This window comes from Pseudomonas sp. FW305-7, assembly GCF_058786735.1.
In genome coordinates, this window is record NZ_JBYSZA010000001.1 from 437,690 (window position 1) to 463,399 (window position 25,710).

Below are 25,710 nucleotides of genomic sequence, written 5' to 3' on the forward strand. Positions count from 1 at the left end.
CTAGCGTCCTGAACGTCCTGCTGGATAGGTAAATACTATTTTTTCTCCCTTTTTGTTCGTAGCATGAACATGCGGGCTCTCATGATGCTCCGGGTGACCATCTCCGATCATCTCAGGGTGACCATCTGGGTGGTCAAACACCTCTGACTTCCCATCGCTACTCACGCGACCGAGAGTAGTAACACCTCGTTTTTTCAGGCAGGCGTAATTCACTCCACGACTATCATCATTTAGCCGACTAATTGGAATATCTTCTCCGCCCTTACTCACTCTAGGAACCTGAGCATGTTGTTGTGCTTTCTTCATTGCACTCCTACGGTTATTCGTAGCAATGACTGTATTCAAACCGAGCGGATCGATCCACTCTACCGGATTAGGTGCATATCGATAAAGGTTTAGCCCGCCCTCATAACGTATCGGGTCGTGGCTGATAAACCGCCCCACAGCCGGATCATAGTACCGATACCGGTTGTAATGCAGCCCTGTCTCATGATCGTGATACTGCCCCTGGAATCTGATCGGGTTCACCACCCCATGCTGCCGCGCCCATTCAGAGTGCCGCTCCGTCACCCGCCCCCACGCCTTGTACTGCGCGGTCCACGCCATATTGCCTTGTGAATCCGTCAGTTCCTGCGGCGTGCCGAGGTGATCGCACTGATACCAGGCCAACGCATCAAACGGTAATGCCGTTGCCTTGTGATTCCAGACTGGATCTTCATCAAGACTGTATTCACCGCTGTAATCCGGCAGCCCAATCAGATTGATCGGCGCATGCCGTACAGCCTGAGCGACAGGGACAAAAGTCCCCGATTCGAAGACGTAGTGCACCGTGCGGCCCGGCTCGCCATCGCTCTGCGCCGGGCTGCTTTCCCAGGCGAGTTTATCGCCATCCCAGCCGTATAAGGTGAAGCCGCAGCCCAGCTCCCGCTGTTTGCGCGCGTGTTCGTTTCTGTTCCAGAGGGAACCTGCTTCAGGCCGCTGTTTGTAGTGCGCACGGGAGTTTTTGTGCAGGCGGCGTCCCAGTGCGTCGTAGGCGAAATCCACGCTCAGGCGCGGGTCTTCGAAATGCACCAGTCGATCAAACAGGTCCCAACGCAGATCGCTGCGTTGGCCGTTGTGCCAGCGCTGGATCTGATTGCCGCGTTCGTCGTAGTCGTAATGCGTGCCGGCGTATTCGCGCAGCAGGTTGTCGACCAGTTTGCTGCGCGGTGGGGTCAGGTCCAGTGGGCGGCGAATCTCTGTCGCTTTGTCGTCGAGCAGGTTGCCGGCCGGGTCGAAGGCGAAGGTTTCCACGCCTTGGCGTGTGGTGGCGCTGAGCAATCGGCCGACGGGATCGTAGCGATAGGCGAGTGGGCCACGACGGCTGTCGTTGATGTCGGTGAGTTGGCCCGCGGCGTCGTAGGTGTATTCGCGTTTGAGCAGTGTGGATTTGTCGTCGCTGCGGCCCAGCAGTTGCTCTTGGAGGCGCCCGGCCGGGTCCCAGCTTTGAGTTTGCAGCAGGTGGTTGCCTTGATGGCGGGCGACCTCGCGGTGCAGGTCATCGCGTTCGTAGCCGATCAGTTCGTGGTCGTCCAGGCGCAGGCCGAGCAGGTGACCGCTGCCGTAGGTTAGCCAACTGACGCGGTGGCCGTCGGGGCGCACGGTGGCAACTCGTTGGTTGAGCACGTCGTACTCGTGCTGCCAGATCGCGACCGTAGGTTTTTCCAGTCCGAGGTAATGCTGGTGTTCGCGCAGCAGATTGCCGGCCGGGTCGTGGAACCATTGCAGGCGGCTGTCGGCGTTGTCCGCGAGCACCATGTTGCCGTTGCCGTCGTAAGCGAAGGTTTCGCTTTGCGACTGGTCGCCCAAGGTGGCGCGACGCTCAGTCAAACGGCCCATCGGGTCGAAACTTACCGAGATGACGCGCTGGCCATTGATCGATTGGGCCAAGCGCCCCGTTAAAGGGTCGTACTGATAACGTGTGCTGCGACCATCAAAGCCGCTTTCTTCCAGCAGGCGTCCGACCGGGTCGTAGTGGAAGTGCGCGCGTTGTTCGTTTTCGTTTTCCAGGGCTGTTAACCGCCCGAGGCGGTCCCAGCGATAGCGCAGGGTCTGCTCGGCGGCATCGACGCGTTCGGCGATCATGCCGGCTGCGCTGTAGCTCCACGTGGTGCAGCGATCAAGACCATCGACATGGGCCAACAAGCGACCTTCGGCGTCACGATCAAAGCGCTCTTCGGTCTTGTCCGGGTGCTTGATCAGCACCAGGTGGCCAGCCTTGTATTCGTATTCGGTGGCGTTGCCGGCAGCGTCGGTGAAGCAGACCATCTGCCCCAGTTCGTTGTATTGCCAGGCGCTGGTCTTGCCCGAGCAATCGACGTACTCGACCAGTTGCCCAGCGTCGTTGTAGTCGAGAGTTTTTTCGTTGCCGTTGGCGTCCTTGATCGCGGTGGGCTGGCCGGATTTGTTGTAGGCGTATTCGGTTTTGTTGCCGAGCGGATCGAGCGCTTCGACCAGATTGCCCTGGTCGTCATAGGCACGCTGCCACTGACCACCCTCGGCATCGCGGATTTTGATCAGCAGATCCTGATCGTCGTAGGCGTAGTGCATCGCCGTGTGATCGGCGCGGATGTGCTCGAGCAGGTTGCTGCGCTCGTCGTAGCTGTAACGATCGGTGCTGCCGTCGGCATTGACGCGGCGCACGATGTTTTTCGCGTCGTCGCGGAAGAACCATTCCGAACGTTCATCGGCGTAGCGAATGCGATAGGTGTAGCCAAGGATGTCGTAGTAGTGCCAGGTCTCGTTACCGAGCGCATCGGTGACGTAGGTCAGACGAATGTTTTCATCCCATTCCAGACGCGTGTCGAAGCTGCCGTCGTCCGCCCATTCGCGCACGGCTTTGGCCTTGGCGCCCGAGCCATCCCACTGCAGATTCATGCCGCGTCCGGTGCGGTCGGTGTAACGGGTGATCAGGTGATGTTGGTACTGATACGACCAGACTGCGCCGTTCTCGTCTTGTGCCTGAATCAGATCGCCATAGGCGTCGTACTGGTAGGCGCAAAGCTGTCGCAGCGGCTCGCCGTCAACGATTTCCCACAAGCCGATCAGCCGGCCGTGATCGTCGATCATCGTGCCGAGGTGCAGATGCACTTTGCTGAAGTCGTTTTCCTGATAGGTGATCAGGTCAGAGAGCACCGAGTGTTCGCCGTGGCGATGCTCGTAATGCAACATGATCCCGGCGCCGTTTCGCAGGGAAATGTTGGTCAGCACATAACGCTGGCCACGGCGGACGTAGGTTTCCTTGCGCTCGAAACCACGGCATAACAGCAGCTGGTCTTCACTACTGCGAACCAGGGTGATGTTTTCAATGGCGTCGTAATGGAACAGACCGACCTTTGGCAGCGGATAGCTGTGGTCGCGACCATCGGCGCCGTAGAACGTCAGGCCATCGTCCACGCAGTCGAAACGCGTGGTGAATTCGTTGATCCAGCGAGCGCCGAGTTCGCTCTGATCGTAGGCATCGAGGCGTGAGTTGTAAGTGCGTGTCCACTCGACCGGAAATGGGCCGGGCAGGCTGAAATCGGTATGGCTGAGGCTTTCCGAACCCAAGGCGAAATTAATGCTGTGATCGGTACTGGAACAGGCGCAGTTTTTCTTCGGCTCGGGCGCGCCTTTCGCCGGAGCCTGTTGACCACTGGATCCCAATTGACCATCGGACGCCGTGTGCTTTGCCTGACCGGTTTTATCTGGATGGACCGCGGTGCTCTGGCCATGAGCATTGCGCTTGCGCCACAGGGTCACGGCACTGGAGAGGATCAGCAGCAGCCAGCCGATGGAGTTCTGCACCGATTCATCGTCGAGCTTGCTCAGTTGGGTGCGCAGCTCAGGCCCCATCGCACGCAGTTTTTTGGTTTCGTCGGAAACGGTTTTTTTGAAGTCGTCGGGCACCAGGTTCTGCGCCACGCTGTTGGCCAGGCCCTTGCCAGCCGCTTTATAAGCACTCGCGGCAGCCCCGAATACATTGCTGAATGAGGCCAGCGGATCATTCTTGAATTGGTCGACTGCAGCGCTCGCCTGAGCGCTCGCCGCATTCAAATCACCTTTGGCATCCAGATTGCCGAAAGCCACCGCTTCGATGCCTTTGGCAATCTCGTTGATGACGTCTTCACCGAGCTTGCCAGCGTCCGCGAGGATGCCGGGCAACTTGCCTTTGGCCTGTTCAACAAAATCGTCCAGCGTGCCGACAATCGAAGCGTTAAGGTGTCCGACAAGCACCTCAATGACGGAGGTGCTGAGCAACAATTTGCTGGTGGCCTTCATCTCCTGGCGTACCAGAAACAGCGTCGGGCGCAGGGTCATGCGCGCCGCTGCCATCGCCGGCGGCAACGGCAAAACGCCGATCAGGTTGATGCCAAGGCTGGCCCACGCGAGCAAGTCGCGTTGCTTGGCGTTCGACAAGGTGACGATGTCACCCAGCGCATCGACCAGCGCCATGATGTTGCCCACCACCGGCACGAAGCCCGCGTAATTTTTGATTCGGTCAAGCGTGACCACACCATCCGTGGCCGATTGCAGCCAGGCATCGAAGGTCGCCGCACTGCTGGCGACGTCCTGAATATCGATGGCATTGAGTGGAACGATGGCGACTTGGGGCTCACGTTTTGCGACAGCAGTTTCAGTGGTCATTCACAGCATCTCACCCGCCAAAAAAAAAAGGCCCGGGTCTGGAGGAAACAAGGTCAAGGCTTCAACGAGAGGCGACAAAAAGCCGCCTCTCTGAGGCACGCATCAAAGAAAAAATCCGGATTAGCTGACGACAGCCCCTTTCGGGCCACTGGCAATCAACGCGGCCCCGCAAGCGGTTTTCATGCCGTCGAGGGCGATGGGCGTGCCATCGACGGTGTAGGTGCTGCTGCCCTCGGCAATCGGGAATATCCCTTTGCACAACGGGCAACTGACCTTGTGACCGACCCCGGCAATCGGCTTGCCGTTGAGGTCGGTCCGGGAGAAGGCTTCGAGGACTTTGCCACCGTGGGTGGTGGAGTCGCCGAGGCGAATTGCGTCTTTCATGGTGTCACTCCTTTGACGGGCAAGCTGGTTGCCGCTACTGCGACATCAACATCAAGAAACGAAGGCGGCAAGTACATCGCTGGCAATCAGCTCTTTTCTGGCGTCTTGCTGATCGGCGCCAGTCACGCGCCACACATTCCAACCGTTTTGCAGTTGGCGCTCACCGAATCGATCCATCACCGATTCCAGTGCGCTTTGCTTTTGCGCCGGCAAGGCATTGAGTTTTTCCTCACTGAACGCGTTGTATTCAAAAACATCCCTGATGTAGTGAACATCGACTGCGTTTCGAGTGGCCGCTGCCCATTTGCCGACCTGGCTGCGTCCCTTCCACATCAAAGGATGCGACTCGTCCGGGGTGTAAAAACCCAGGCCAAACCCGGTTCCGTAACCCTGGGTTTCCTGATAGGCATACAGGTATTCAAAGAGCTCGGCAAAGCCCTCCAGTCGCCAGAACGATTCGATCAGTTGATCGAGACTCATGACCTCGTCAGCGACGCTCAAGAGCAAACCATTGCTGCGCAGGAAAATGGCACTGACATTACAATTCATCGATTCGTCGCATTCATCCTTTGGCCAGATTCGCTCGGAATAAAGCATTACTCCTCCGGACTCGGAGGCCAGCAGGCTCTTTTCATAACTTTTCTCGGAGAACTTGACGACCTTCCCGGACTTGTTGCTGCCGAAGCGATCAACGTCCACTCCCAACTGCCCAAACCACTCCCTTAACGAGGCGCTGACGGCAGGCAGTTGTACCAGACCATCCTTTTTCAGATGGGCTACGAGGAAGTTGTACGGTTGACTCATTTCGAGGCTCTCTTGGTTTTTGGAGTTGCTGAGTATCCACCGGCACGAGATCCCAGCGCAGCCAGGGTCTTTTGACCTTTGGCTTTGAGTTTGTCGGAGTTGTCAGTTGGTGACGGCACTTCAACTATGTCCACCGTACCGTCATGACGCAAGCCCGTCACGTCAGGACGTGTTCGAGGATCTGTCGGCACACCCGTCACCGTTTTAACGGCGACATCAACACCGACTTTCTGATAGTCACCGCTTTTCGCCATCTCCTCGGCAATGGCCTCGGATTGTTCGGCATGACCGACGCCGCCGGTCTTTTGCCCAGTGCCGACGATTGGACAACCGTTAACGACTCGTATCGGTTGTTTCTTGAGCCCGAAAGGGTCCGTCCATCCCACCGGGTTCGGCGCGTAGCAATAGAGATTGACCCCACCGCGATAGCCGATCGGATCCTGACTGATGAACCGTCCAATGCCCGGATCGTAATATCGATAGCGGTTGTAATGCAGCCCGGTTTCAACGTCGTGGTACTGCCCTTGAAAACGAATGGGATTGCGCACACCTTGCCGCTGCGCCCATGGCGAGTACTCTTCGCTTGCCACACCCCACGCTTTGTACTGAGCACTCCAGGCAATATTGCCGCTCTCGTCGGTCAACTCCTGCGGTGTACCCAAGTGATCACACTGGTACCAGAGCACCGCATCGAAGGGTTCTACGCGCGGCTGATGATTCCACAACGGATCCTCGTCTAGGCTGTAATCGCCATGGTACTCAGGCACCTCCATGAGGTTGATGGGGGCGTGTCGAAGGGCCTGTGCCACTGGAACAAAGGAGCCCGGCTCGTAGATATAGTGCACCGTGCGCCCGGTGCCGCCCTCAAGGTCGGCGGGGCTGCTTTCCCAGGCGAGGTTGTCACCGTCCCAGCCGTAAAGCGTGAATCCACAGTCGAACTCGCGTTGTTTACGCGCCTGTTCGTGACGGTTCCACTGCGAGCCGGCTTCCGGACGCGCGGTGTAATGCGCCCGGGAGTTTTTATGCAGACGCCTTCCCAATGCGTCATAGGCGAAATCCACCGCCAGATGTTTATCTTCGAAATGCACTAACCGGTCGAAGAGGTCCCATTGCAAACAGGCGCGATTGCCATCGTGCCAGCGCACTGTCTGGTTACCACGCTCGTCGTATTCATAATGCGTTCCGGCGTATTCGCGCAGCAGGTTATCCAGCACCTTGTGGCGCGAGGCGTCCTGATCAAGCGGCCGGCGTATTTCGTTGACCTGTTCGTCCAGCAGGTTACCGGCCGGATCAAAGGCAAAGGTTTCGATGCCCAGACGACTGGCAGCGACCAGCAGTCTGCCGACAGGGTCATATCGGTAGCTCAACGCACCACGGCGACTGTCATTGATGTCGGTCAGTTGGCCGACGGCATCAAAGGTGTACTGGCGCTTGAGCAGCGTGGACTTGTCATCAGAGCGCACGAGCAATTGCTCCTGCAACCGTCCGACCGGGTCCCATTTCTGCGTTTGCAGCAGCCGGTTGCCCTGATGACGGGCGACCTCGCGATGCAAGTCGTCGCGTTCGTACCCGACCAGTTCCTGCTCATCCACCCGCATCCCGAGCAGATGGCCGCTGCCGTAGGTTAACCAACTGACCCGATGCCCGTCCGGGCGAACCGTGGCAATACGCTGGTTGAGGGCATCGTATTCATGCTGCCAGAGCGCAACCGCCGAAGTTTCCAGCCCCAGGTAATGCTGGTGCTCACGCACCAGATTGGTAGCCGGGTCGTAGAACCACTGCAAGCGACTCTGGTCATTACAGGCCATGGTCAAATTGCCGTTACCGTCATACGCGTACGATTCGCTCTGAGACTGATCCCCCAGATAGGCACTGCGCTCGATCAGACGCCCCATCGGGTCGAAACTGACACCAATGCGTCGACTGCCGTTGATGATGTCCGCCAGCCGCCCCGTTTCCGGGTCATAGCGGTAGCGCGTCACGCGCCCGTCAAAGCCGCTTTCCTCAAGCAGCCGACCGATCGGGTCATAGCGAAAATGGGCGCCCCGCTCATTCTCGTTTTCCAGGGTCAGCAAGCGGCCCATGCGATCCCAGCGATATCGTAACGTCTGCTCGGCCGCATCCACTCTTTGCGCAATCAGGCCGGCGGCGGTGTATTGCCAGGTTGTGCAACGCTCCAGCGCATCGACATGGGCCAGCAAGCGCCCTTCGGCATCACGCTCAAAACGCTCTTCGGTCTGGTCCGGATGCTTGATCAGCACCAACTGCCCGGCCTGGTAGAAATACTCGGTGCTTTGTCCGGCCGCATCGGTAAAGCAGCACATCTGACCGCGCTCGTTGTAATCCCAGGTACTGGTTTTCCCGGAGCAGTCGGTGTACTTGATCAGTTGATCGGCGTCGTTGTATTCAAGGGTTTTTTCATTGCCGATTGCGTCCTTGATGGCAACGGGTTGGCCGGACGGGCTGTAGGCGTATTCCGTCTTGTTACCCAGCGGATCGACCGCTTCGACAAGATTGCCGCGATCGTCATAGGCACGCAGCCAGACTCCGCCTTCCGCGTCCATGATCTTGATCAGTTGGTCTTGATCGTCGTAGGCGTAATGCTCCACCGAATCATCCGGGCGGATATGTTCAACCCGGTTGCCACGCTCGTCGTAACTGTAAAGATCGGCGGTTCCGTCAGGGTGAACGTGGCGCAAGACATTCTTGGCTTCATCACGGAAGAACCACTCCGAACGCTCGTCCGGATGGCGAATGCGATACGTGTAGCCAAGAATGTCGTAGTAGTGCCACGTCTCGTTGCCAAGCGCATCGGTCACATAGGTCAGACGAATGTTTTCGTCCCACTCAAGGCGTGTATCGAAGCTACCGTCATCCGCCCACTCGCGAATTGCTTTGGCGTCCGCACCGTGGCCGTTCCACTGCAGATTCATGCCGCGACCGGTGCGGTCGGCATATCGTGTAATGAGGTGAGACTGGTACTCGTACGATCTGATCGCGCCGTTCTCGTCCTGCGCCTGAGTAAGATCGCCATTGGCGTCATATTGGTAGGCGCAAAGCTGACGCTGCGGCACACCCTCACAAATTTCCCATAGCCCGGACAAACGGCCCTGGTCATCGATCATGGTGCCCAGATGCCGATGGACTTTGGTGATGTCATCTTGATAAGTGATCAGGTCCGACAACACTGACAAGTCGCCGTGCCGGTGTTCGTAGTGCAGCATGATCCCCGCGCCGTTGCGCAACACCACACCGCTCAACAGGTATCGCTGACCTCGCCGCACGTAGGTTTCCCGGCGTTCGATACCACGGCACAAGACGATCTGGTTTTCAGACGCGCGAACGACGGTAACGTCTTCGATGGCGTCATGGTGAAATTCCCCCGGTTTGGGGAGCGGGTATGCGTGAATCCGACCGTCAGCGGCGTGGTAGGCAAGGCCGTCATCGACACAATCGAAACGCGCAGTGAACTCGGTGACCCAGCGCGCGCCCAACTCGCTTTGATCGTAAGCGTCGAGTCGGGAGCTATAGGTGCGAATCCATTCAATCGGGAATGGGCCAGGCAGGCTGAAATCGGTATGACTGAACGTTTCCGAACCCAAGGCAAAACTGATACTGCGAGTGGTGGTCGCGGCGACGCCATTCTTACAGGCGTTGCAGTGCGCGGTGGCGGGCGCCTGAAGGCTGGTCGACTCCAGTCGCCCCTCACCCGCCTGATGCCGCGCCTGACTGGTCGCGTTCGGTTTGACTGAAGTGCCCTGACCGTGAGCTCGACGCTTGCGCCAGGTGACCACGGCGCCCGCCAACATCTGCAGCAACCAGCCGATGGAATGCTGGACGCCGGGATCACCGAGCTTTTTCATTTGCGTGCGCAACTCCACGCCCAGCGTGCGCAGCATGGAGGTGTTGCTCAGTACTAAAGCCTTGGCACTGTCCGGCAGCAGATTCTTCGCGGCACTGTTGGCGACGCCTTTACCCGCGGCCTTATAGGCGCTGAACGCCGCACCAAATATATTGCCGATGGCGGCCTTCGGGTCATGCAGCAATTGTCCACCGGCGGCACTCATTTTGGCACTCGCAGCCTTCATGTCGCCTTTGGCATCGAGCTTGCCGTTGACCACGGTTTCCAGACCCTTGGCAATCTCGTTTACGGCTCTTTGGCCAAGCTCGCCGGCGTCGTCAAGTATGCTCGCCAGCTTGGGCTTGGCCTTTTCCACGAAGTCATCGATCGTACCAACGATGGTCGCATTCAAGTGCCCGATCAGGACTTCAATCAGCGAGTCCCCCAGCAACATCTTGGCGCTGTTACGCAACTCCTGACGGACCAGGGACAGTGTCGGGCGCAAGGTCATTCGCGCTGAAGCCATCGTCGGCGGTGCCGGTAGCACACCGATCAGGTTAATGCCCAGACTGACCCAGTCCAGTACCTGACGCTGTTTGCTTTTGGCCAAAGTGACAATGTCGCCGAGCGCATCGACCAACGCCATGATGTTGCCCACCACCGGCAAGGCACCCGCAACATTCTTGACTCGATCAAGCGTCACGACGCCGCCACTGATGGATTGCAGCCAGGCATCGAATTTTGCCGCACCACGCCCGACATCCTTGATATCGATGGTGTTGAGCGGTACCACCGCCACTTGCGGTTCGCGCTTTTTCTCGACAGCAGGCGTGGGTGTGGTCATGACAGCACCTCACCTGGCAGCAGACTGGAGACCGAGCCCAGGTCCGGCGTTTTTATCGAGGTTTTGGGTAACGATACCGATGGCAGACTCGGCAACTTGCCCGCCTTGCTCGCCGCCCCCAAAATCCCCGAAGCGCTCGGCATGGCAGCGCTTGCCAGTTTCGGCAACCCCGCCACCCCGCCCTGCACCGCACCTTTCACTTGCTGTGCCGTTTGCATCGCACCTTGCGCCGTCTGCATTGCGCTCATCCCTGTTTGCGCCATGTCTTTGCCCTTCTCCAACAGGTCCCAACTCTTGCTCGGCAACACTTGCGCGACCATCGCCTGGACCTGACTCGGCACCTCTTCAGGCCCCAGCGGGTTCAACGGCCATTCCGGCTTGCCGATGTAGCTGCCATCGCTCCAGGTGTCCGCCGGGTCCTTGCCGAACAGCACGCGCGCCGGTCCCGGTGCGGCACCGGCGACGCTGGCGAAACCTTTGCCGTCGAGCTTGCCCTTGATGCTTTTGCCCAGTGCGTCGATGACTTCGTAATCGCCTTCCTTGATGCCCTGACGCCCGGCGTACTGGTTGAATAACTCCAGATTGCCCTTGCCCGGTTTCGGCGGTTCCGGGAATACCCCGGCCAGACTTTTCGCCCCGGTGTAGGCGAAGTTCGCCGCATGCGCGGTGTACGGACCGCTGGTGGCGTGGGTGATGCCGCCGGCGTTGTAGGTCGTGGCGCTGCCGCCGCCCTGAATCACCAGTTCGGTTTTCGCGGTGATGGTGATGCGGTCGGCGTTAGCGGTGATGTTGAGCTTGGCCAGCAGGTTGATGCTGTCCTTGAGTGCCCGCACATCGATGTCGCCGGAGGCTGCGACCAGCCGCCAGCCCATGCTCTGCACGAACAGGCGCATGCCACGGCTGGCACTGGCGAGCAGGCGTTTGCCGATCGACAGACTGGTGTGGCCGGTGCTGCTCAGCGCCAAGTGTTCGCCGGTGGCGATGTGGCTGGAACGCGGCGTGGTCAGGGCGATGCCGGCCGGGCTGGCGAGGACTAGATGCGGCTCGGTGAATTCGGGGAATTCGTTGGCGGTCATGTTCGCAGGACCTGAGCCGAGCACGCCTTGATGCTGGGCGTGCAGCGCCTTGGCCACGTCGTCCTGATCGCCGGCTTCCTGAGCTTGAAGCTCCTTGGCTTGCACCGCAAAACCGTCCTGCTGATCGCTGGCCGTGGCGAGACGCTCTGCGGTTTCCGGCAAGTCCTTGTGGTGTTTGGATTCGTTCGGGCGCGGCTCGGTGGTGATCAGCAGACCGGCACCGGCACGCACCGCACCATGGCGGTCGGTTCTTAACTCAAACCCCTCGCCGCGCGGCTGACCACCGCTCGGGCGCGGATGGGTCAGGTAACCAAGGTTGATCGCGCTCGCACCGTGGTCACTGCGCAGCGCAATACTGATCTCGCTGGTGGTGTCGTCGATGCGTAATTCGTTGGCGCGGCTGCCCTTGTATTCCTTGCTCTTGACCGTGGCCAAGGTCTTGAAGTCCGGCAGTTTGTACGGCGGCAGGTTGGCGCCGTGGTACAGGCAACCGGTGATCAGCGGCTGGTCGGGATCTCCTTCCAGGAAGGTGATCAACACTTCCATGCCGACTCGCGGAATGTTGATGGAACCGAAGGTCTCGGCCGCCCAGCTCGACGCCACGCGCATCCAGCAACTGGTCATGTCGTCGTGCTTGCCTTCGCGGTCCCAGAAGAACTGCACCTTCACCCGGCCATACTGGTCGCAGTAGATCTCTTCACCTTCGGGGCCGCAGACCACGGCGCTTTGCGTGCCGAGGACTTTCGGTTTCGGGTGATCGAGCGGCGGACGGTAAGGCACGTCCCACGGGATCGCGCTGAAACGGTTGCGGTAGCCCTGGTGGAAATCGTCCTTGTTGTCGGTGGTGTCGCTGGTCACCGACTCTTCCAGCACCTGCGGCTGTTTGCCTTCGTGGAAGATTTCGGTGAGCAGCCAGAGGTCGTTCCACGTCGGGTTGGCGTGCTCGGTCAGGGCGAGGAAATGCCCGCTGACGAGGATCGGCTGGTCGCTGTTGCCCTCGGCCAGACGATAGTCGCTGCGATGGCGTTCCAGTGCGCGATTGGCCAGGTGCTTGCCACGCTCGCGGTCGACGAAACGGCCCGGGTAATCGTAATCTTCGAGGTCCGGTTGGGCGCTGCTTTTGGCGTCGCTTTCCAGCTCGATCTTCGGTTTGACGAAGTCGTAATCGCGCCGCGTGGTGCGACTGGTACGGGTCGCCAGACGCAGCCCGAAACGCTTGACCACCGGTTTGTCGGCGACCAGTCCGGAGTCCTGCTGATAAGCCACCGGCGCCAGTTTCGGGAACACCGTCTGGTCATCGCCGAAGGTCAGTTTGTGGCCGCTGGCGGTGTGCTGGAAGTGGTAGTGAATCCCCTCCTCCTCGCACAGACGCTGGATGAAGTCGAGGTCCGACTCGTCGTATTGCACGCAGTAGATACGCTCGGGGTAAATCGCGCTCAGCTGGAAATGGTAATCGCTGGCGAGGATGCCGTGCTCTTCCAGCACCTGACTGATGATCTGCTGCACGGTCATCTGCTGGAAAATGCGCTGGTTGACCCGGTGCGCGAGGTACGCCAGTTGCGGGCGCAGGGAGATCTTGTAGCGCGTCAGGCGCTTGCCCGCCTCGCCCTGGGCGATGCTGTAGACCAGCCCGTGAATACCCGTGCCGCTCGGCGACAGCTGAAGAAACGCCAGTTTGTGCAGCACGCTTTCGAGGTTGATCGAAGCCTTTTCGCTGACCAGTTCCAGCTCGAATTCGAACGGCGTGTTGAGTGCCTCACGACCGGTGAAGGACAGCACCTGAAAATCGCTGTCGATGCCATCGACGGTCAGATTGAAATGAGGCTGATTGGCCGGTGAGAACATTCCCTTGTCCCTCGCGCAGTGCTGCGACGCGCAACAGCCCGTTGAAGGGCTATTGGCAAAAATTCTTTAGTAGTGAGTCCGCCCCGACCGGTCATGCCGGCCCGGGGCGGTACAACAATCAGCCGTAATTAAACGACTGGAGCACGCCAGTCATCGGAACCCGAAGTACCAGATACTTCGTGGGTCCAGGTGATTTTGCGGTAGGTGAACTGCACTTCTTCCAGGTGGGTGAAGTGCGAGTTGCCCGGGTCCTGGCAGTTGTGCATTTTGTTGTTGATGGCGACGATGATCGCGTCTTCCAGTTTGGTGGTGTAGTAGTGCTCTTGGGTGCCTTGAGCCGAAGTGCGGTACCACTGAATAACGATTTCGCTCATGCGCTCGCCCGAGGTCAGAGCGGCTTGCAGCAGAGGCGAAGCCTTGTCGTAGACTTTGGTGATCACGACTGGTTTGTGCACGCGTTGACCGGTTGGCTGACCGGATTGCGGGTCACGCGGGATGATCACGTCGTGGGTGAATGCCTGAACCATGACCTGGTCTTCGTGGCCTTCCTGGTAGGTGTTGCCAACGGAGTCGGCGGTGAAGGCGCCGGCAGTGATCAGGCCTTGTTTTTCGCCGGTAACCGACATGTACGCTGGTGTTGCCATGGGGGTGCTCTCCTTGCTCAAAAAGACTTACTCGACAGGCACCATTGCCGGTCAGAGTGGCGATGAGCTATCAAACTTCATGCCAGATATTTCGAACCCCTTTCGGATCAATGCTTTGAGCTAGACCCAGCGCATTCCTACGTCGTTTAAACCAAAATAAACAAAGAAAAGTGCGCAACTTCTTGCGCAGTGGTGTGCAAGAAGTTGCGCACTCGTCTGTACAGAACGGATTACGTGGCCTGGAGAGATGTGTCCACATGGTTATCCACATTCGAGTGCGCAAGAAGTTGCGCACATTGGTGTGAGGCCACTATTTGGTTGAGCCTGAATTCTGTGGTGCGTAATGGAGAGCCCCTCACCCTAGCCCTCTCCCAGAGGGAGAGGGGACTGACCGTGGTGTATGGGGGAGGTACGCCGACGTGTGATATCGGGTGGAACTCAGGTTAGAAAAAACGGCTGGTGTTATTTGACTAGTCGTTTTTCTTTGGAGGGTCGGTAGCCGAAATATGAGCTGTAGCATTTGCTGAAATGGCTTGGAGAAACAAAGCCGCACGCTACTAGCACTTCCACTTGTGAAAGCTCAGTGTGTTGCAGCAACCGCCGCGCTTCAGTGATGCGCAGCTCCAGGTAATAGCGCTGCGGTGTAGTGCCGAGTTGCTCCTTGAACAGACGCTCCAACTGCCGGCGGGATCGGCCGGCGTAAACCGCCAGTTGCTCCAGCTCCAGCGGCTCCTCAAGGTTGGCATCCATCAACTTCACCACTTCACGCAACGGCGCACTGACGCAGATGTTTTCATCCGGTTTGATCCGCCGATACCGCGACTCTTCAAACGCCAGAATGTCTTCGATACCTTCGACCAACGCCTTGCCGTGCAAGCTCTTGATCCAGTCGAGCGCCATGTGGAACGCCCCGGACGGACTCGAGGCCGTGAGCCGGTCGCGATCGATCACGTAAGGCTCGCTGCTGACCTGAGTGGACTTGGCAATTTCAGTCAGGGCCGGGCGATGTTCCGGGTGAATCGCGCAGCGGTAACCGTCAAGCAATCCGGCGCGTCCGAGAAACCACGCGCCGTTCCACAAACCGGCGAGGGAAACGCCCCGCTCCGCTGCCGCCCGCAACAGGCTGGTCAACTCATCCGTTGCCTTCAGCTCGGTTCGATAACCACCGCACACCACCAGCAAATCCAGATTATCCAGCGCCGCCAGATCAATCCGTGCATCCGGGCGAATGACCAAACCCAGATCACTGACCACCTCACCCTCACCCAATCCGAACGTACGCGAAGCAAACAGCTCTGCCCGCAACAGATTGGCGGTGATGATCGTGTCCAGCGCCTGAGTAAAGGCCGGCAGCGAAAAGTGTTCGAGCAGCAGGAAACCGGTGCGGGTCATGCGGGTGTCAGCGGATTGCTCATTCAGATAGCGGAGGTTTTTCCCCTTCATGCCTCCGCTGAATTGGCGTCGTTCGATCAAGGTCGGGTCCATCGGTCATGTTGTTATCCGCCGATAGTTGGCCTGATCGAACAAAGAGTCAATCACGCCTGCGGTTGATGGCTGGTCACGCAGTGAATTCCGCCGCCTCCAGCCGCGATTGCATCGATGTTGAGTTGGACAATTTCACGCTGCGGATACAGCTCGGACAACAGGTCAAACGCCTTTTTGTCCGCCGCTTTGTCGCCGAATTCCGGCGCGATGATCGCGCCATTGATCACGAAGTAATTGATGTACCCGGCGGCGAAATCCGCATTGTCCTTGTTGAACTTGCTTTTGCGCGGCTTGAGTGGCGGCGAAATCGTATGAATCTGCAATTTGCGCCCGTCAGCATCGGTGGCGTTCTTGAGGATTTCCAGGTGCGCCTCAGTGACCTTGCGATCATAGGATTCAGGGTCGGTGTCGAGGTTGGCGAGCACCACGCCGGGCTTTATAAAGCGCGCATAGAAATCGACGTGGGCATCGGTGATGTCTTTGTTCTTGATCCCCGGCAGCCAGATGATTTTGCGCAGGCCCAGACGTTCCTTCAATTCAGCCTCGACGTCAGCCTTGCTCCAGTCCGGGTTACGGTTGCTGTTGATCCAGCTGCTCTCGGTCATGATCCCGGTGCCGTGGCCATCGACTTCGATGCCGCCGCCCTCGGCCACCAGTTCGCTGCGCTGATAGGTCGCTTGCGCATCGTCGGCCACAAGTCGGGCGATTTTCGCGTCTTTGCTGTGCTGCTGTTTGTTGCCCCAGCCGCTGAAGTTGAAATCCACGGCACCGAGCCCGCCCTTGTCGTCGATGACGAAATTGGCGCTGATGTCGCGCATCCAGATGTCATCGAGTGCAGCGGTGACATAAGTGATGTTGCGTGTGCCGCAGAATTCTTCGGCGAGGCTGCGCTCGTTCTTGCGGCAGAACACGGTGACCGGTTCAAACCGGGCGATGGCGCGGGCGACGCGGCCGAGGGCTTCCTGGACATCCTCGGTGAAGTCCTCCCAGATTGCATCCTGTGCGCCGAAGGCGATGTAGGCGCGCTCGTGTTTATCGCCCTCGTCGGGCATGAACCAGCGGCCCTGCTCAGCCGCGAGTACGGTGCGTGGCGACAGGCCGAGGCCCATCACTACTGCACTGACACCGGCAACCACCGAGGCCTGTTTGATGAAATCGCGACGAGTCGTCATGTGCACGTTTCCTGAATATCGGTGAAGGCCGGCGCTTGCTCGCCGGCCGTGAATCATTGGCGGGTGGCGGTTTTGAATTTGGTCCAGGTGCGCATACGCGCTCGCATGTCGGCCTGGGAAATGTCCATGCCGGTAATCAACCGAGCATAGGTCGCTTCGTCGAGGTAGATGTCCGGGTTGTCGCGCATCACCGCATCGACACTTGCCCGCGCCTTGGCGCTGGATGTCGGGTAACCGGTGGCATTGCTAATCGCCGCCATGTTCTCCGGGCGCATGACGAAATTGATGAACGCATAGGCGTATTCCGGGTGTCGGGCGTCCACGGGAATGGCCATGGTGTCCATCCAGATCGTCGTGCCCTCACGCGGCACTCGATACTGAAATTTGGTGTGCTTGCCGGCGCTGTCCGAGGTGCGTTGCGCCTGGGTCATGTCGCCGCTGTAACCGAGGGACAGGCACAGATTGCCATTGACCAGATCGGTCACCGGTTGCGACTGGAACTTGCGAATGTACGGCCGCAGTTTCATCAGCAAATCACTCGCTGCCGCCAGATCCGCCGGTTTGGCGCTGCGCGGATCGCGGCCTAGGTAATTGAGCACGACGGCGAGCACTTCGTCCGGCGAGTCGATCACCGAGATCCCGCAGTTGGCGAATTTGGCCGCCAGTTCCGGTTTGAACAGCATGTCCAGACTGTTGACCGGCGCATCGGCCATGCGCTGTTTGATCTGCGCCTCGTTGTAGGTCAGGCCGATGGTGCCCCAGGTGTACGGCACCGTGGCTTTTTGCGAGTGCTCGTAGTGGCTGCGCAGTTTCTGCAAACCGGGCTCGATGTCATCCATTGCCGTCAGCTTCGCTTGATCCAGCGGCATCAGGCTGCCGGCGCGCACGAGGCGCTCGGCCACGGTGTCGCCGGGGAAGATCAGGTCGTAACCGCTGCCGCCGGACAGCATCTTCGCCTCTAGCGTTTCGCTGCCATCGAGAACGTCGTAGATCACCTTGATCCCGGTTTCGGCGGTGAAACGGCTCAGGGTGTCTTCGGCGAAATAATCGGCCCAGTTGTACAGCCGCAGGGTCTTGTCTTCGGCATGCAGTGACGGCATGAAGCAGGTCAGTGCCAGGCCTATCGCGCCGAGCCAGCGTTTGTGGTGGGTAACCATAATCAAACCCCTTGAGTGTTCCAGCGTGCATGGAGGTGACGACCGTCCAGACTCAGCAGCGGCCCGTACATGTCCGGGCGACGATCGCGGTAGATGCCCCAGTTCAAACGCTCTTCGCGCATCGCGGCCAGATCGACGCTGTGCAGCAGCACGCCGGCGCTGTCGCGGTCGGCTGTGGCGAACAATTGGCCCTTGTGATCGCTGATGAACGATGAGCCGTAGAAGCTCATTTGCAGGCTCGGATCGGTCGTCGCGACTTCTCGGCCAACTCGATTCGATGCCACCACCGGCAGCAAGTTGGCGGCGGCGTGGCCGCGCATGGTCATCTGCCAATGGTCGCGGGAATCCAGCGTCGCGCAGCCCGGTTCAGAGCCGATAGCCGTCGGGTAGAGCAAGACTTCCGCACCCATCAACGCCAGGCACCGCGCCGTTTCCGGGAACCACTGATCCCAACAGATGCCGACGCCGAGGCGGCCAAACGCGGTGTCCCAGACTTTGAAACCGGTGTCGCCGGGGCTGAAATATTCCTTTTCCTGATAGCCGATGGCGTTGGGGATGTGGGTCTTGCGATACACCCCCAACAGGCGCCCGTCAGCATCGGCCACGCTTAGCGAATTGAAGTAGGCATTACCGGCCTTCTCGAACCAGCTCAGCGGCAACACCACGCCCAGCTCCCGGGCCAGTGCGGCGAAGCGATCCAGCACGCGGCTGTCGCGATACTCCTCGGCCAGCGCCATGTGTTTATGGTTTTGTTCGATGCAGAAGTACGGCGTGGCGAACAGTTCCTGCAACAGGATGACTTGCGCGCCCTTCCCCGCAGCTTCCCGCACCAGACGTTCCGCCTGATCAAGATTGCCGGGTAAATCCCAGGTGCACGGCATCTGGGTTGTGGCGATGGTCAGTAGCGTCATCGTTCACGCCTCCAGAGGCCAGGCTGGCTGCTGCTGGGTGATGCAATGCACACCGCCACCGCCATGGGCCAGATTATTGATCCGCACCGGCACCACTTCACGACCGGGGAAGGCTTGCTTCAGTACTTTCGCCGCAACGTGGTCGGCCTCGATACCGTAGGCCGGCATGATGATCGCGCCGTTGGCGATGTAGAAATTGGTGTACGACGCGCAGAACACTTCGGCCTCGGTGTCGACCGCCTCGGAGGCTTCGAACAGTTCGATCAGCTCGAATTTACGGCCCAGGGCATCAGTCGCCAGTTCCAGTGCGCGGCGGTTTTCCCGGGCCACTTCGGCATACACAGAGCTTTGGTCATGGGTCGCATCCACCAGCAGCACACCCGGACGGGCGAAGGCACACACGCCGTCGACATGGCCGTCGGTCACGTCGCCAGTGACATAGTCCGGATCGCCCGGCAGCCAGATGGTTTTCTTCACGCCGAGCAGGCGGCTGAAGATTTCTTCCATCTCGGCTTTGCTCATGCCCGGGTTGCGATTGGGGTTGAGCAGCACCGATTCGGTGGTGATCAGCGTGCCTTCGCCGTCGACATGAATCGCCCCGCCTTCGTTGCTCAGCGGCGTGCCGAAGCACTCCAGGCCCAAGTGATTGAGCGCACGCCGTGCCACGCTTTCATCCAGATCATGCGCCGACTTGCCGCCCCAGGCATTGAAGCGCCAGCTGACACCGGCCAGCCCAAATTGCGGGTGGCAGATAAAGCTTGGGCCTGAGTCACGGAACCAGCTGTCGTTGACCGCCAAGGGGATCAACTCGACGTTCGGCCCGCACAGGGCTTTGGCACTGGCGATAGCCGAGGGATCGACGACCATTTTTACCGGTTCGAAGCGGGCGATGGCATTGGCCACGCCGGCAAAATCCTGCTGCACCAACGGTAAGGTGACGCCCCACGCGGATTGCCAAAGGGCCTCGTTATGTGGCCAGACCATCCACGTCGCCGCGTGCGCCACCCATTCGGCCGGCATCATCCAACCGCTGTTTTTAATATCGTTGTGCTGCATGATAAGCCTCGTGAGTTAAGCTGTTGTGTTCAATGGCGCCTATGCTACGGGCCATAAAAACAGCGAACAAACGATGGATTTAGCGCACAACTGATTAGAGGAACTTATCGATCATGCTCAAGCACTGGCCCCCACTCAGCTCGCTGCGCGGCTTTGAAGCCGCCGCCCGGCTGGGCAGTTTTCACAAGGCTGCCGACGAGTTGCACCTCACGCAGTCGGCGATCAGCCAGCAGATCCGCAGCCTGGAGACGTATCTGGAACAACCGCTGTTTTTCCGCAACGGTCGCAGCGTGGCGCTCACCGATGCCGGCAATGATTTGCTCAGCACCACGCAGGCGATGCTGCAGCAATTGGCGGTCGGGATTCGTCGTCTCGGGCAGTATCAGAAGCCCAATCAACTGGTGCTCAACACCACACCGGCGTTCGCCCGGCATTGGCTGTTGCCGCGACTGGGGGCGTTTCGCCGGGAGCATCCGCAGGTCGATCTGTGGATCTTCAGTACCGATGAAGTGCCGGACATGACCACGCAGACCATCGATCTGGCGGTACGCGACGACATCAGTTCGCAGGCGGAGTGCAGCTTCAAAGTGCTGTATGCCGATCGTCTTTATCCGGCGTGCCATCCAAGCGTGTTGGAGCTGCCTGCCGCGCAACGCACCACATTGCATGGTGAGCGGGAAATGGACTGGAGCCATTGGGCAGTAGAGGCCGGAATCGATGTCGGCCAGCAGGATCAGGGCCTGAATTTTTCCGATCCGGGATTGCTGCTCGATGCCGCTTGTTCAGGTCTCGGTATCGCGCTGGTGAGTCAGTTGCTCAGCCGGCAGGCAAGGGCTGACGGCGTGTTGCTGCCCTTGGTCGAGGACACCATTCGCGGGCCTAACTGGGCACTGCTGACTCACCGTGACAGTGAAAATGACCCGCTGGCCCAGCGTTTTACCGCGTGGCTATCGGATCATCTGCAGTCAGCCTGACTGGCGATCAAACGGCTGAAAAGGCACCGGCACCGACTCTTTCTTCCAGGCGTCCAAACAGCACGTAGTGCTGATAGCCACTGGAGAAGGAGCCGTTGTGAACGGCCTGTCGGACGTCGTCATTCAATTGAAGGTATCGGGCTTCATCGAAGTTTTCGGCACTGACTTCACCGGCCCGGCCAAGTTGTTCGCTATCAATCGGCAAACCCGCAATGCTGCGCTGCTGGAAATCGATCATGCGATTTATTGCATGACTTTCAAGCGCGCCCTTGCCGGGATACATCGCGTAGATGTGCATCCCTTTGTTGACGCACCGATCACACATGTCGACGCAGTTTTTCTGGGTGTTTTTACGCTGCATCAACTCGTCGACAGCGATGTCGAGATACTTGCCGACCTGGTATTCGCTTTGATTGAAGATCGTGCAACACAGCACTGTATTGCCGTTGCAGTCGATCACCAGCCAATTGTCCTTGAGCGTGCACGCTTGTTTGTGGAAGTTCTGCACAACATTGACCAGATCATCGTAAGGCGGCAATGCCAGCCTTTTCAAGGTCTCGTGGTCGGTTTCAGTCACCGAAGGATCGTGTTCGACAATGGCCAGCACTTTTTCCAGCGGCATCATCACGGAATAACCCGTGCCGAATGTGAAGCCGAGACGCTCACTGAACTCGCGCATCAGCATTTCTTCTTCGAGGTTGTCCAGATAACGATGGTAATAAACGTCTATCCGGGTATTCAGACCATGCTGCTGCACGAGTTCACTGAGGGTGATCATGTTCTGTTTTACAACTTCGATATCCCCCCCGACATGCCCCTTCGAGTAGGTCTCCTGGTAAAACCCTGACAGCGAGATACGAAAGAAACCCGGCTCGGCCAACAAGGCTTTTTCCATGTTTTTGGCCAGGTTCAGGTTAGTGCTGACGCCACTGTTGATGCCCGCCGCATTGATGATCTCGATGAACTCGCCGATCTTTGGATGCACCAGAGGCTCAGTCCAGTTGTAGAGAAAGATAGAGCTGACGCCTTCACGCTTGGCTTTCTCGACGATCGCCCGGAACATGTCGAGCTGCATGGCTTTTTTGTAGTTGAGGTTTTCCGAGTTACCCATCGGACAAGAGGGGCAGCTCAGATTGCAGGCGCCGACGATATCGATGTACATATTCATGTGAAATTCCTTGAACCCAGAGCTTTTCTGGTCAACGCCTCAGGTCTGCGGGACGCCAGCAGTGTTGGTTATTTGACGGCTTCGGAGCGAGCTAGCAAAAACTGCACCAGTCACTCTCTACGCCATTAACTTCACCACCCAATCGATAAACACTGCTCTCACAGGCCTGAGGCGATGCGCCACATCCGACCGTGACCGCCGTCGGCGTGACGTGGTTGTACGGCTTCGATTTCGAGATCAAGGTGATAGCCATGGTCCCCGAAACACACTGAGCTCTCCCGCAGGAGAAACGTGGCGTAAAACATCACCGGCCGTCGTAGCTGGTCTTTGAGCCACCGGCTGCGTATAACCTCGCCGTTTCGTCTACCCTGACTTTGCGCCTGCGCCGATTGTTCAGTACAGGCGCACCGACATTGACGCTCATGAAACGGAGATCTCCATGCTCAAGCGAACCCTGGCACTGACGGCCGGTCTGGCCCTGTCTCTATCCGCACTGGTGACGCACGCCGCTGACGTGTTGAAAGTCAGCGCAATTCCCGATGAAGCCCCGACCGAATTGCTGCGCAAGTTCGAGCCGTTGGGTGCTTATCTGGAGCAGCAATTGGGCATGAAAGTGCAATTCGTGCCGGTGGCCGATTATCCGGCAGTGGTTGAAGCGCTGGCCACCGACCGTCTCGACATGGCCTGGCTGGGCGGTTTCACCTTTGTTCAGGCACGCTTGAAGACTGACGCCACCACCCCGGTGATTCCGCTGGTGCAGCGTGAACAGGATGCGCAGTTCACCAGCAAGTTCATCACCGCCGACCCTAATGTCAAAAGCCTTGCCGACCTGAAAGGCAAGACCTTCGCCTTTGGTTCCGTCTCCTCGACTTCCGGCAGCCTGATGCCGCGTTATTTCATGCTGAAAAATGACGGCATCAAGCCTGAAGCGTATTTCAGCCGCGTCGCCTACTCCGGCGCCCATGACGCCACCGTGGCCTGGGTGCAGGCCGGCAAGGTCGATGCCGGTGTGTTGAACGCCAGTGTCTGGCAGAAACTGGTGGATGCCGGCAAGGTCGACACCAACAAGGTCAAAGTCTTCGCCACCACCCCGCCCTACTTCGATTACAACTGGACGGTGCGTGGCACGCTCGATCCGGCACTGGCGGCGAAGATCAAAAAAGCCTTCCTCGATCTCGACCCGGCCAACCCCGAGCAGAAGAAGATCCTCGATCTGCAAGCGGCGACCCGCTTCATCGACACCAAGCCTGACAACTACAAGGGCATCGAGGAAGCCGCCCGCGCTGCCGACCTGCTGAAATGACGCTTCGCCTTAACCAATGCAGCCTGCGCCACGCCAATGGGGTCGATGCGCTTCGCGGTATCGACTTGCAGATTGGCGTTGGCGAACAGGTCGCTATCATCGGCCCGTCCGGGGCCGGTAAATCGACATTGCTCAATCTGATGGCCACCGCTCTGCGGCCGAGCAGCGGTGAGGTGGAAGTGCTGGGCGAGCGCGCCTGGCACTTGTCGGCTCAAAAGCGGCAACGCCTGCGTGCGCGGATCGGCCTGGTGCACCAGGCGCCGCCCCTGCCGTTGCGTCAGCGCGTGGTAACGGCGGTGCTGGCCGGCAAACTCGGGCAATGGAGTCTGGGCAAAAGTCTGCTGAACCTGCTGCATCCGCTGGACGTGCCCGGTGCCCGTGCGGCGTTGGCGCGACTTGATCTGGGCGACAAACTGTTCGCCCATTGCCAGCAATTGTCCGGCGGTCAGTTGCAGCGAGTCGGCATTGCGCGTGTGCTTTATCAGGCGCCGGAAATTCTGCTGGCGGATGAGCCGGTATCAGCGATGGACCCGGTGATGGCCGGGCACACCCTGTCGATCCTGTCGCGCCATGCCCGCGAACACAACGTCACGCTGGTGGCGAGCCTGCACGCGGTAGATCTGGCGCTGTCGCACTTCCCGCGCATCATCGGCTTGCGTGACGGGCAGATCCTCTTCGACAGCCCTGCCGATCAAGTCAGCCGAGCGATGCTCGACGCGCTGTACGCCAACGAACAACTGCAATCGCCAGCCGTTGCGCTCGCGCCTTTGACTGTGCAGATCCCACGATGCTGAGAGCCGATTCACGCGATCCCGCCGCCTGGCCACGTTTGCTGCTGACGCTGTTGGCGATTGCTTTACTGTGGCCGGGAATCCAGCTCAGCGAACTGGATCTGCGCGTATTGCTGCCCGACAGCCAGAATGAAATGGGCCGGTTTGTCGCGCAATTCTGGCCGCCTGCGCACGATGAAGCTTTCCTGCAGTTGCTGTTCAAAGCCACCTTGCAGACTTTGGCAATCGCCACCGCCGGCATGGCGTTGGCGCTGCTGTTGGCCGTTCCCGCCGGCCTGTTGGCGAGCCGTGCCTTGTCGCTGTCCGCTGCTTCACGCGGCGGGGTGCCGAGCCGCCTCGGCCGCTTGTTGCGCTGGCCGGTGCGCGGTTTGTTGATTTTCCTGCGCAGCGTGCCGGAGATCGTCTGGGCGCTGTTGTTCGTGCGCGCGGTAGGCCTCGGGCCGGCGGCGGGTGTGCTGGCGATTGCCATCACTTACAGCGGCATGCTCGGCAAGGTCTACGCGGAAATTTTCGAATCCACCGACCAGCGTCCGGCGCATGCCTTGCTGCAATCGGGCAGTGGTCGGCTGGCCAGTTTTGCCTACGGCATCCTGCCCAATGTCGCCGGTGAACTACTGTCGTACACGGTCTATCGCTGGGAGTGTGCGATCCGCGCTTCGGTGGTGATGGGCTTTGTCGGTGCTGGTGGCCTCGGCCAGCAGATCGACCTGTCGATCCGCATGTTTGCCGGCGGTGAAGTGGCGAGCATTCTGCTGACTTTCCTGCTGTTGGTATTGGTGGCCGATCAACTCAGCCGTCTGCTGCGCTGGAGGCTGGCATGAATCGTCTGATCAATCTGTTGCTGATCGCCGGCATTGCTTTGGCGGTTGTTGCTTCGTTCGCTTATCTGAGCCTCGATCTCGGCGAGTTGGGCAGTGCCACCAGCCTCAAGCAGATGGGCGCGTATGTGCAGCGCTTTCTCAGCCCGGACTTGAGCGCCAATTACCTGAAAGCCATCGTCCATGGCTCGATGGAAACGTTAGCCATGTCAGCCTTGGGAACTTTGCTCGCGGCGCTGTTCGGCATCGTCCTCGCCCTGCCTGCCGCCGGGCGTTTCGGCTGGCCGTTGCGCAGTGCTGCGCGCCTGTTGCTCAACGGTCTGCGGGCGATTCCGGAACTGGTCTGGGCGGCGCTGATGGTGCTCGCCGCTGGCCTCGGCCCCAACGCCGGCACCCTCGCCCTCGCCCTGCATACCACTGGCGTGCTTGGCCGGTTGTTCGCCGAAGCGCTGGAAAACACACCGCCGCAACCGGCCGAGGCGATCCGCTTGCAGGGCGGCAACCCGATGCTCGCGTTCTGCTACGGCACCCTGCCCAACCTTGCCCCGCAACTGCTCGCCTACGTTCTGTATCGCTGGGAAAACAACATCCGCATGGCCAGCGTATTGGGATTCGTCGGTGCTGGCGGACTTGGGCAAATGTTGTATGTGAGCCTGAGCCTGTTTCAGGAAGCACAGGCGAGCACGGTGATCCTGGCGATGCTGGTGCTGGTGTTTGCGGTCGACTGGTTGAGTGCGTGGAGCCGCCAGCGCTGGGTCAAGGCGTAGGCGGC

Annotated in this window: 17 protein-coding genes and 1 pseudogene; 6 read left to right on the plus strand and 12 right to left on the minus strand. The window is 59.3% G+C overall.

Annotated elements, in window-relative coordinates:
• The 11 genes from AC3WMT_RS02125 to AC3WMT_RS02175 all read right to left on the minus strand — a co-directional run bounded on the left by AC3WMT_RS02125 (position 1) and on the right by AC3WMT_RS02175 (position 19,884).
• Positions 1 to 4,665 (minus strand): RHS repeat-associated core domain-containing protein, encoded by a 4,665-nt coding sequence (locus AC3WMT_RS02125; protein ID WP_256583445.1) that lies wholly within the window; start codon positions 4,663 to 4,665, stop codon positions 1 to 3.
• Between the two features lie 120 nt (positions 4,666 to 4,785).
• Positions 4,786 to 5,049: a PAAR domain-containing protein gene (locus tag AC3WMT_RS02130; protein ID WP_011333757.1), complete on the minus strand. Its 264-nt coding sequence runs from the start codon at positions 5,047 to 5,049 to the stop codon at positions 4,786 to 4,788.
• A gap of 51 nt (positions 5,050 to 5,100) precedes the next feature.
• On the minus strand, positions 5,101 to 5,853 hold the full coding sequence (locus AC3WMT_RS02135; protein ID WP_103302276.1) for a hypothetical protein: 753 nt from the start codon (positions 5,851 to 5,853) through the stop codon (positions 5,101 to 5,103).
• On the minus strand, positions 5,850 to 10,538 hold the full coding sequence (locus AC3WMT_RS02140) for an RHS repeat-associated core domain-containing protein (RefSeq protein ID WP_103302277.1): 4,689 nt from the start codon (positions 10,536 to 10,538) through the stop codon (positions 5,850 to 5,852). The genes AC3WMT_RS02135 and AC3WMT_RS02140 overlap by 4 nt, the downstream gene beginning before the upstream one ends.
• Positions 10,535 to 13,459, minus strand: a complete 2,925-nt coding sequence (locus AC3WMT_RS02145; RefSeq protein ID WP_103302278.1) for a type VI secretion system Vgr family protein — start codon at positions 13,457 to 13,459, stop codon at positions 10,535 to 10,537. Before AC3WMT_RS02145 ends, AC3WMT_RS02140 begins: the two co-directional genes overlap by 4 nt.
• Before the next feature lie 128 nt (positions 13,460 to 13,587).
• Positions 13,588 to 14,103, minus strand: coding sequence for an Hcp family type VI secretion system effector (locus tag AC3WMT_RS02150; protein WP_007918282.1), 516 nt, complete (start codon positions 14,101 to 14,103; stop codon positions 13,588 to 13,590).
• Between the two features lie 462 nt (positions 14,104 to 14,565).
• On the minus strand, positions 14,566 to 15,588 hold the full coding sequence (locus tag AC3WMT_RS02155) for a GlxA family transcriptional regulator (RefSeq protein WP_103302279.1): 1,023 nt from the start codon (positions 15,586 to 15,588) through the stop codon (positions 14,566 to 14,568).
• 50 nt (positions 15,589 to 15,638) lie between these two features.
• Positions 15,639 to 16,760: an agmatine deiminase family protein gene (locus AC3WMT_RS02160; RefSeq protein WP_103302280.1), complete on the minus strand. Its 1,122-nt coding sequence runs from the start codon at positions 16,758 to 16,760 to the stop codon at positions 15,639 to 15,641.
• Between the two features lie 53 nt (positions 16,761 to 16,813).
• Complete coding sequence (locus tag AC3WMT_RS02165; protein ID WP_103302281.1) at positions 16,814 to 17,917, minus strand: extracellular solute-binding protein; 1,104 nt, start codon at positions 17,915 to 17,917, stop codon at positions 16,814 to 16,816.
• A 2-nt stretch (positions 17,918 to 17,919) separates the two neighbouring features.
• The gene (gene aguB / locus AC3WMT_RS02170) at positions 17,920 to 18,828 is read right to left on the minus strand and encodes an N-carbamoylputrescine amidase (protein WP_103302282.1); all 909 of its coding nucleotides are present in this window, start codon (positions 18,826 to 18,828) and stop codon (positions 17,920 to 17,922) included.
• 3 nt (positions 18,829 to 18,831) lie between these two features.
• Complete coding sequence (locus AC3WMT_RS02175) at positions 18,832 to 19,884, minus strand: agmatine deiminase family protein (RefSeq protein WP_103302283.1); 1,053 nt, start codon at positions 19,882 to 19,884, stop codon at positions 18,832 to 18,834.
• A gap of 113 nt (positions 19,885 to 19,997) precedes the next feature.
• Between AC3WMT_RS02175 and AC3WMT_RS02180 the strand changes: the two genes are divergently transcribed.
• Positions 19,998 to 20,858, plus strand: a complete 861-nt coding sequence (locus tag AC3WMT_RS02180) for a LysR substrate-binding domain-containing protein (RefSeq protein ID WP_103302284.1) — start codon at positions 19,998 to 20,000, stop codon at positions 20,856 to 20,858.
• A 7-nt stretch (positions 20,859 to 20,865) separates the two neighbouring features.
• Here AC3WMT_RS02180 and AC3WMT_RS02185 read toward each other — a convergent pair whose 3' ends face one another.
• Positions 20,866 to 22,026, minus strand: a complete 1,161-nt coding sequence (locus AC3WMT_RS02185) for a radical SAM/SPASM domain-containing protein (RefSeq protein WP_103302285.1) — start codon at positions 22,024 to 22,026, stop codon at positions 20,866 to 20,868.
• A 170-nt stretch (positions 22,027 to 22,196) separates the two neighbouring features.
• On the opposite strand from AC3WMT_RS02185, the pseudogene AC3WMT_RS02190 reads away from it, so the two are divergent.
• From AC3WMT_RS02190 to phnE, 5 genes and pseudogenes are all read left to right on the plus strand, one after another.
• Positions 22,197 to 22,298 (plus strand): annotated as a pseudogene (locus tag AC3WMT_RS02190) (RidA family protein); the annotation flags it as partial.
• Between the two features lie 167 nt (positions 22,299 to 22,465).
• Positions 22,466 to 23,329, plus strand: a complete 864-nt coding sequence (locus AC3WMT_RS02195) for a putative selenate ABC transporter substrate-binding protein (protein ID WP_103302286.1) — start codon at positions 22,466 to 22,468, stop codon at positions 23,327 to 23,329.
• Positions 23,326 to 24,123 carry a phosphonate ABC transporter ATP-binding protein gene (locus AC3WMT_RS02200; protein WP_103302287.1) on the plus strand — a complete coding sequence of 266 codons (798 nt, stop codon included), beginning with the start codon at positions 23,326 to 23,328 and terminating at the stop codon, positions 24,121 to 24,123. Before AC3WMT_RS02195 ends, AC3WMT_RS02200 begins: the two co-directional genes overlap by 4 nt.
• A complete protein-coding gene (locus tag AC3WMT_RS02205; RefSeq protein ID WP_103302288.1) occupies positions 24,117 to 24,941 on the plus strand; it encodes a PhnE/PtxC family ABC transporter permease in 825 nt (274 codons plus the stop codon). Before AC3WMT_RS02200 ends, AC3WMT_RS02205 begins: the two co-directional genes overlap by 7 nt.
• Entirely contained in the window at positions 24,938 to 25,705 is a 768-nt protein-coding gene (phnE, locus tag AC3WMT_RS02210) for a phosphonate ABC transporter, permease protein PhnE (protein WP_103302289.1), read from the plus strand. Before AC3WMT_RS02205 ends, phnE begins: the two co-directional genes overlap by 4 nt.
• Positions 25,706 to 25,710 lie beyond the last annotated feature (5 nt).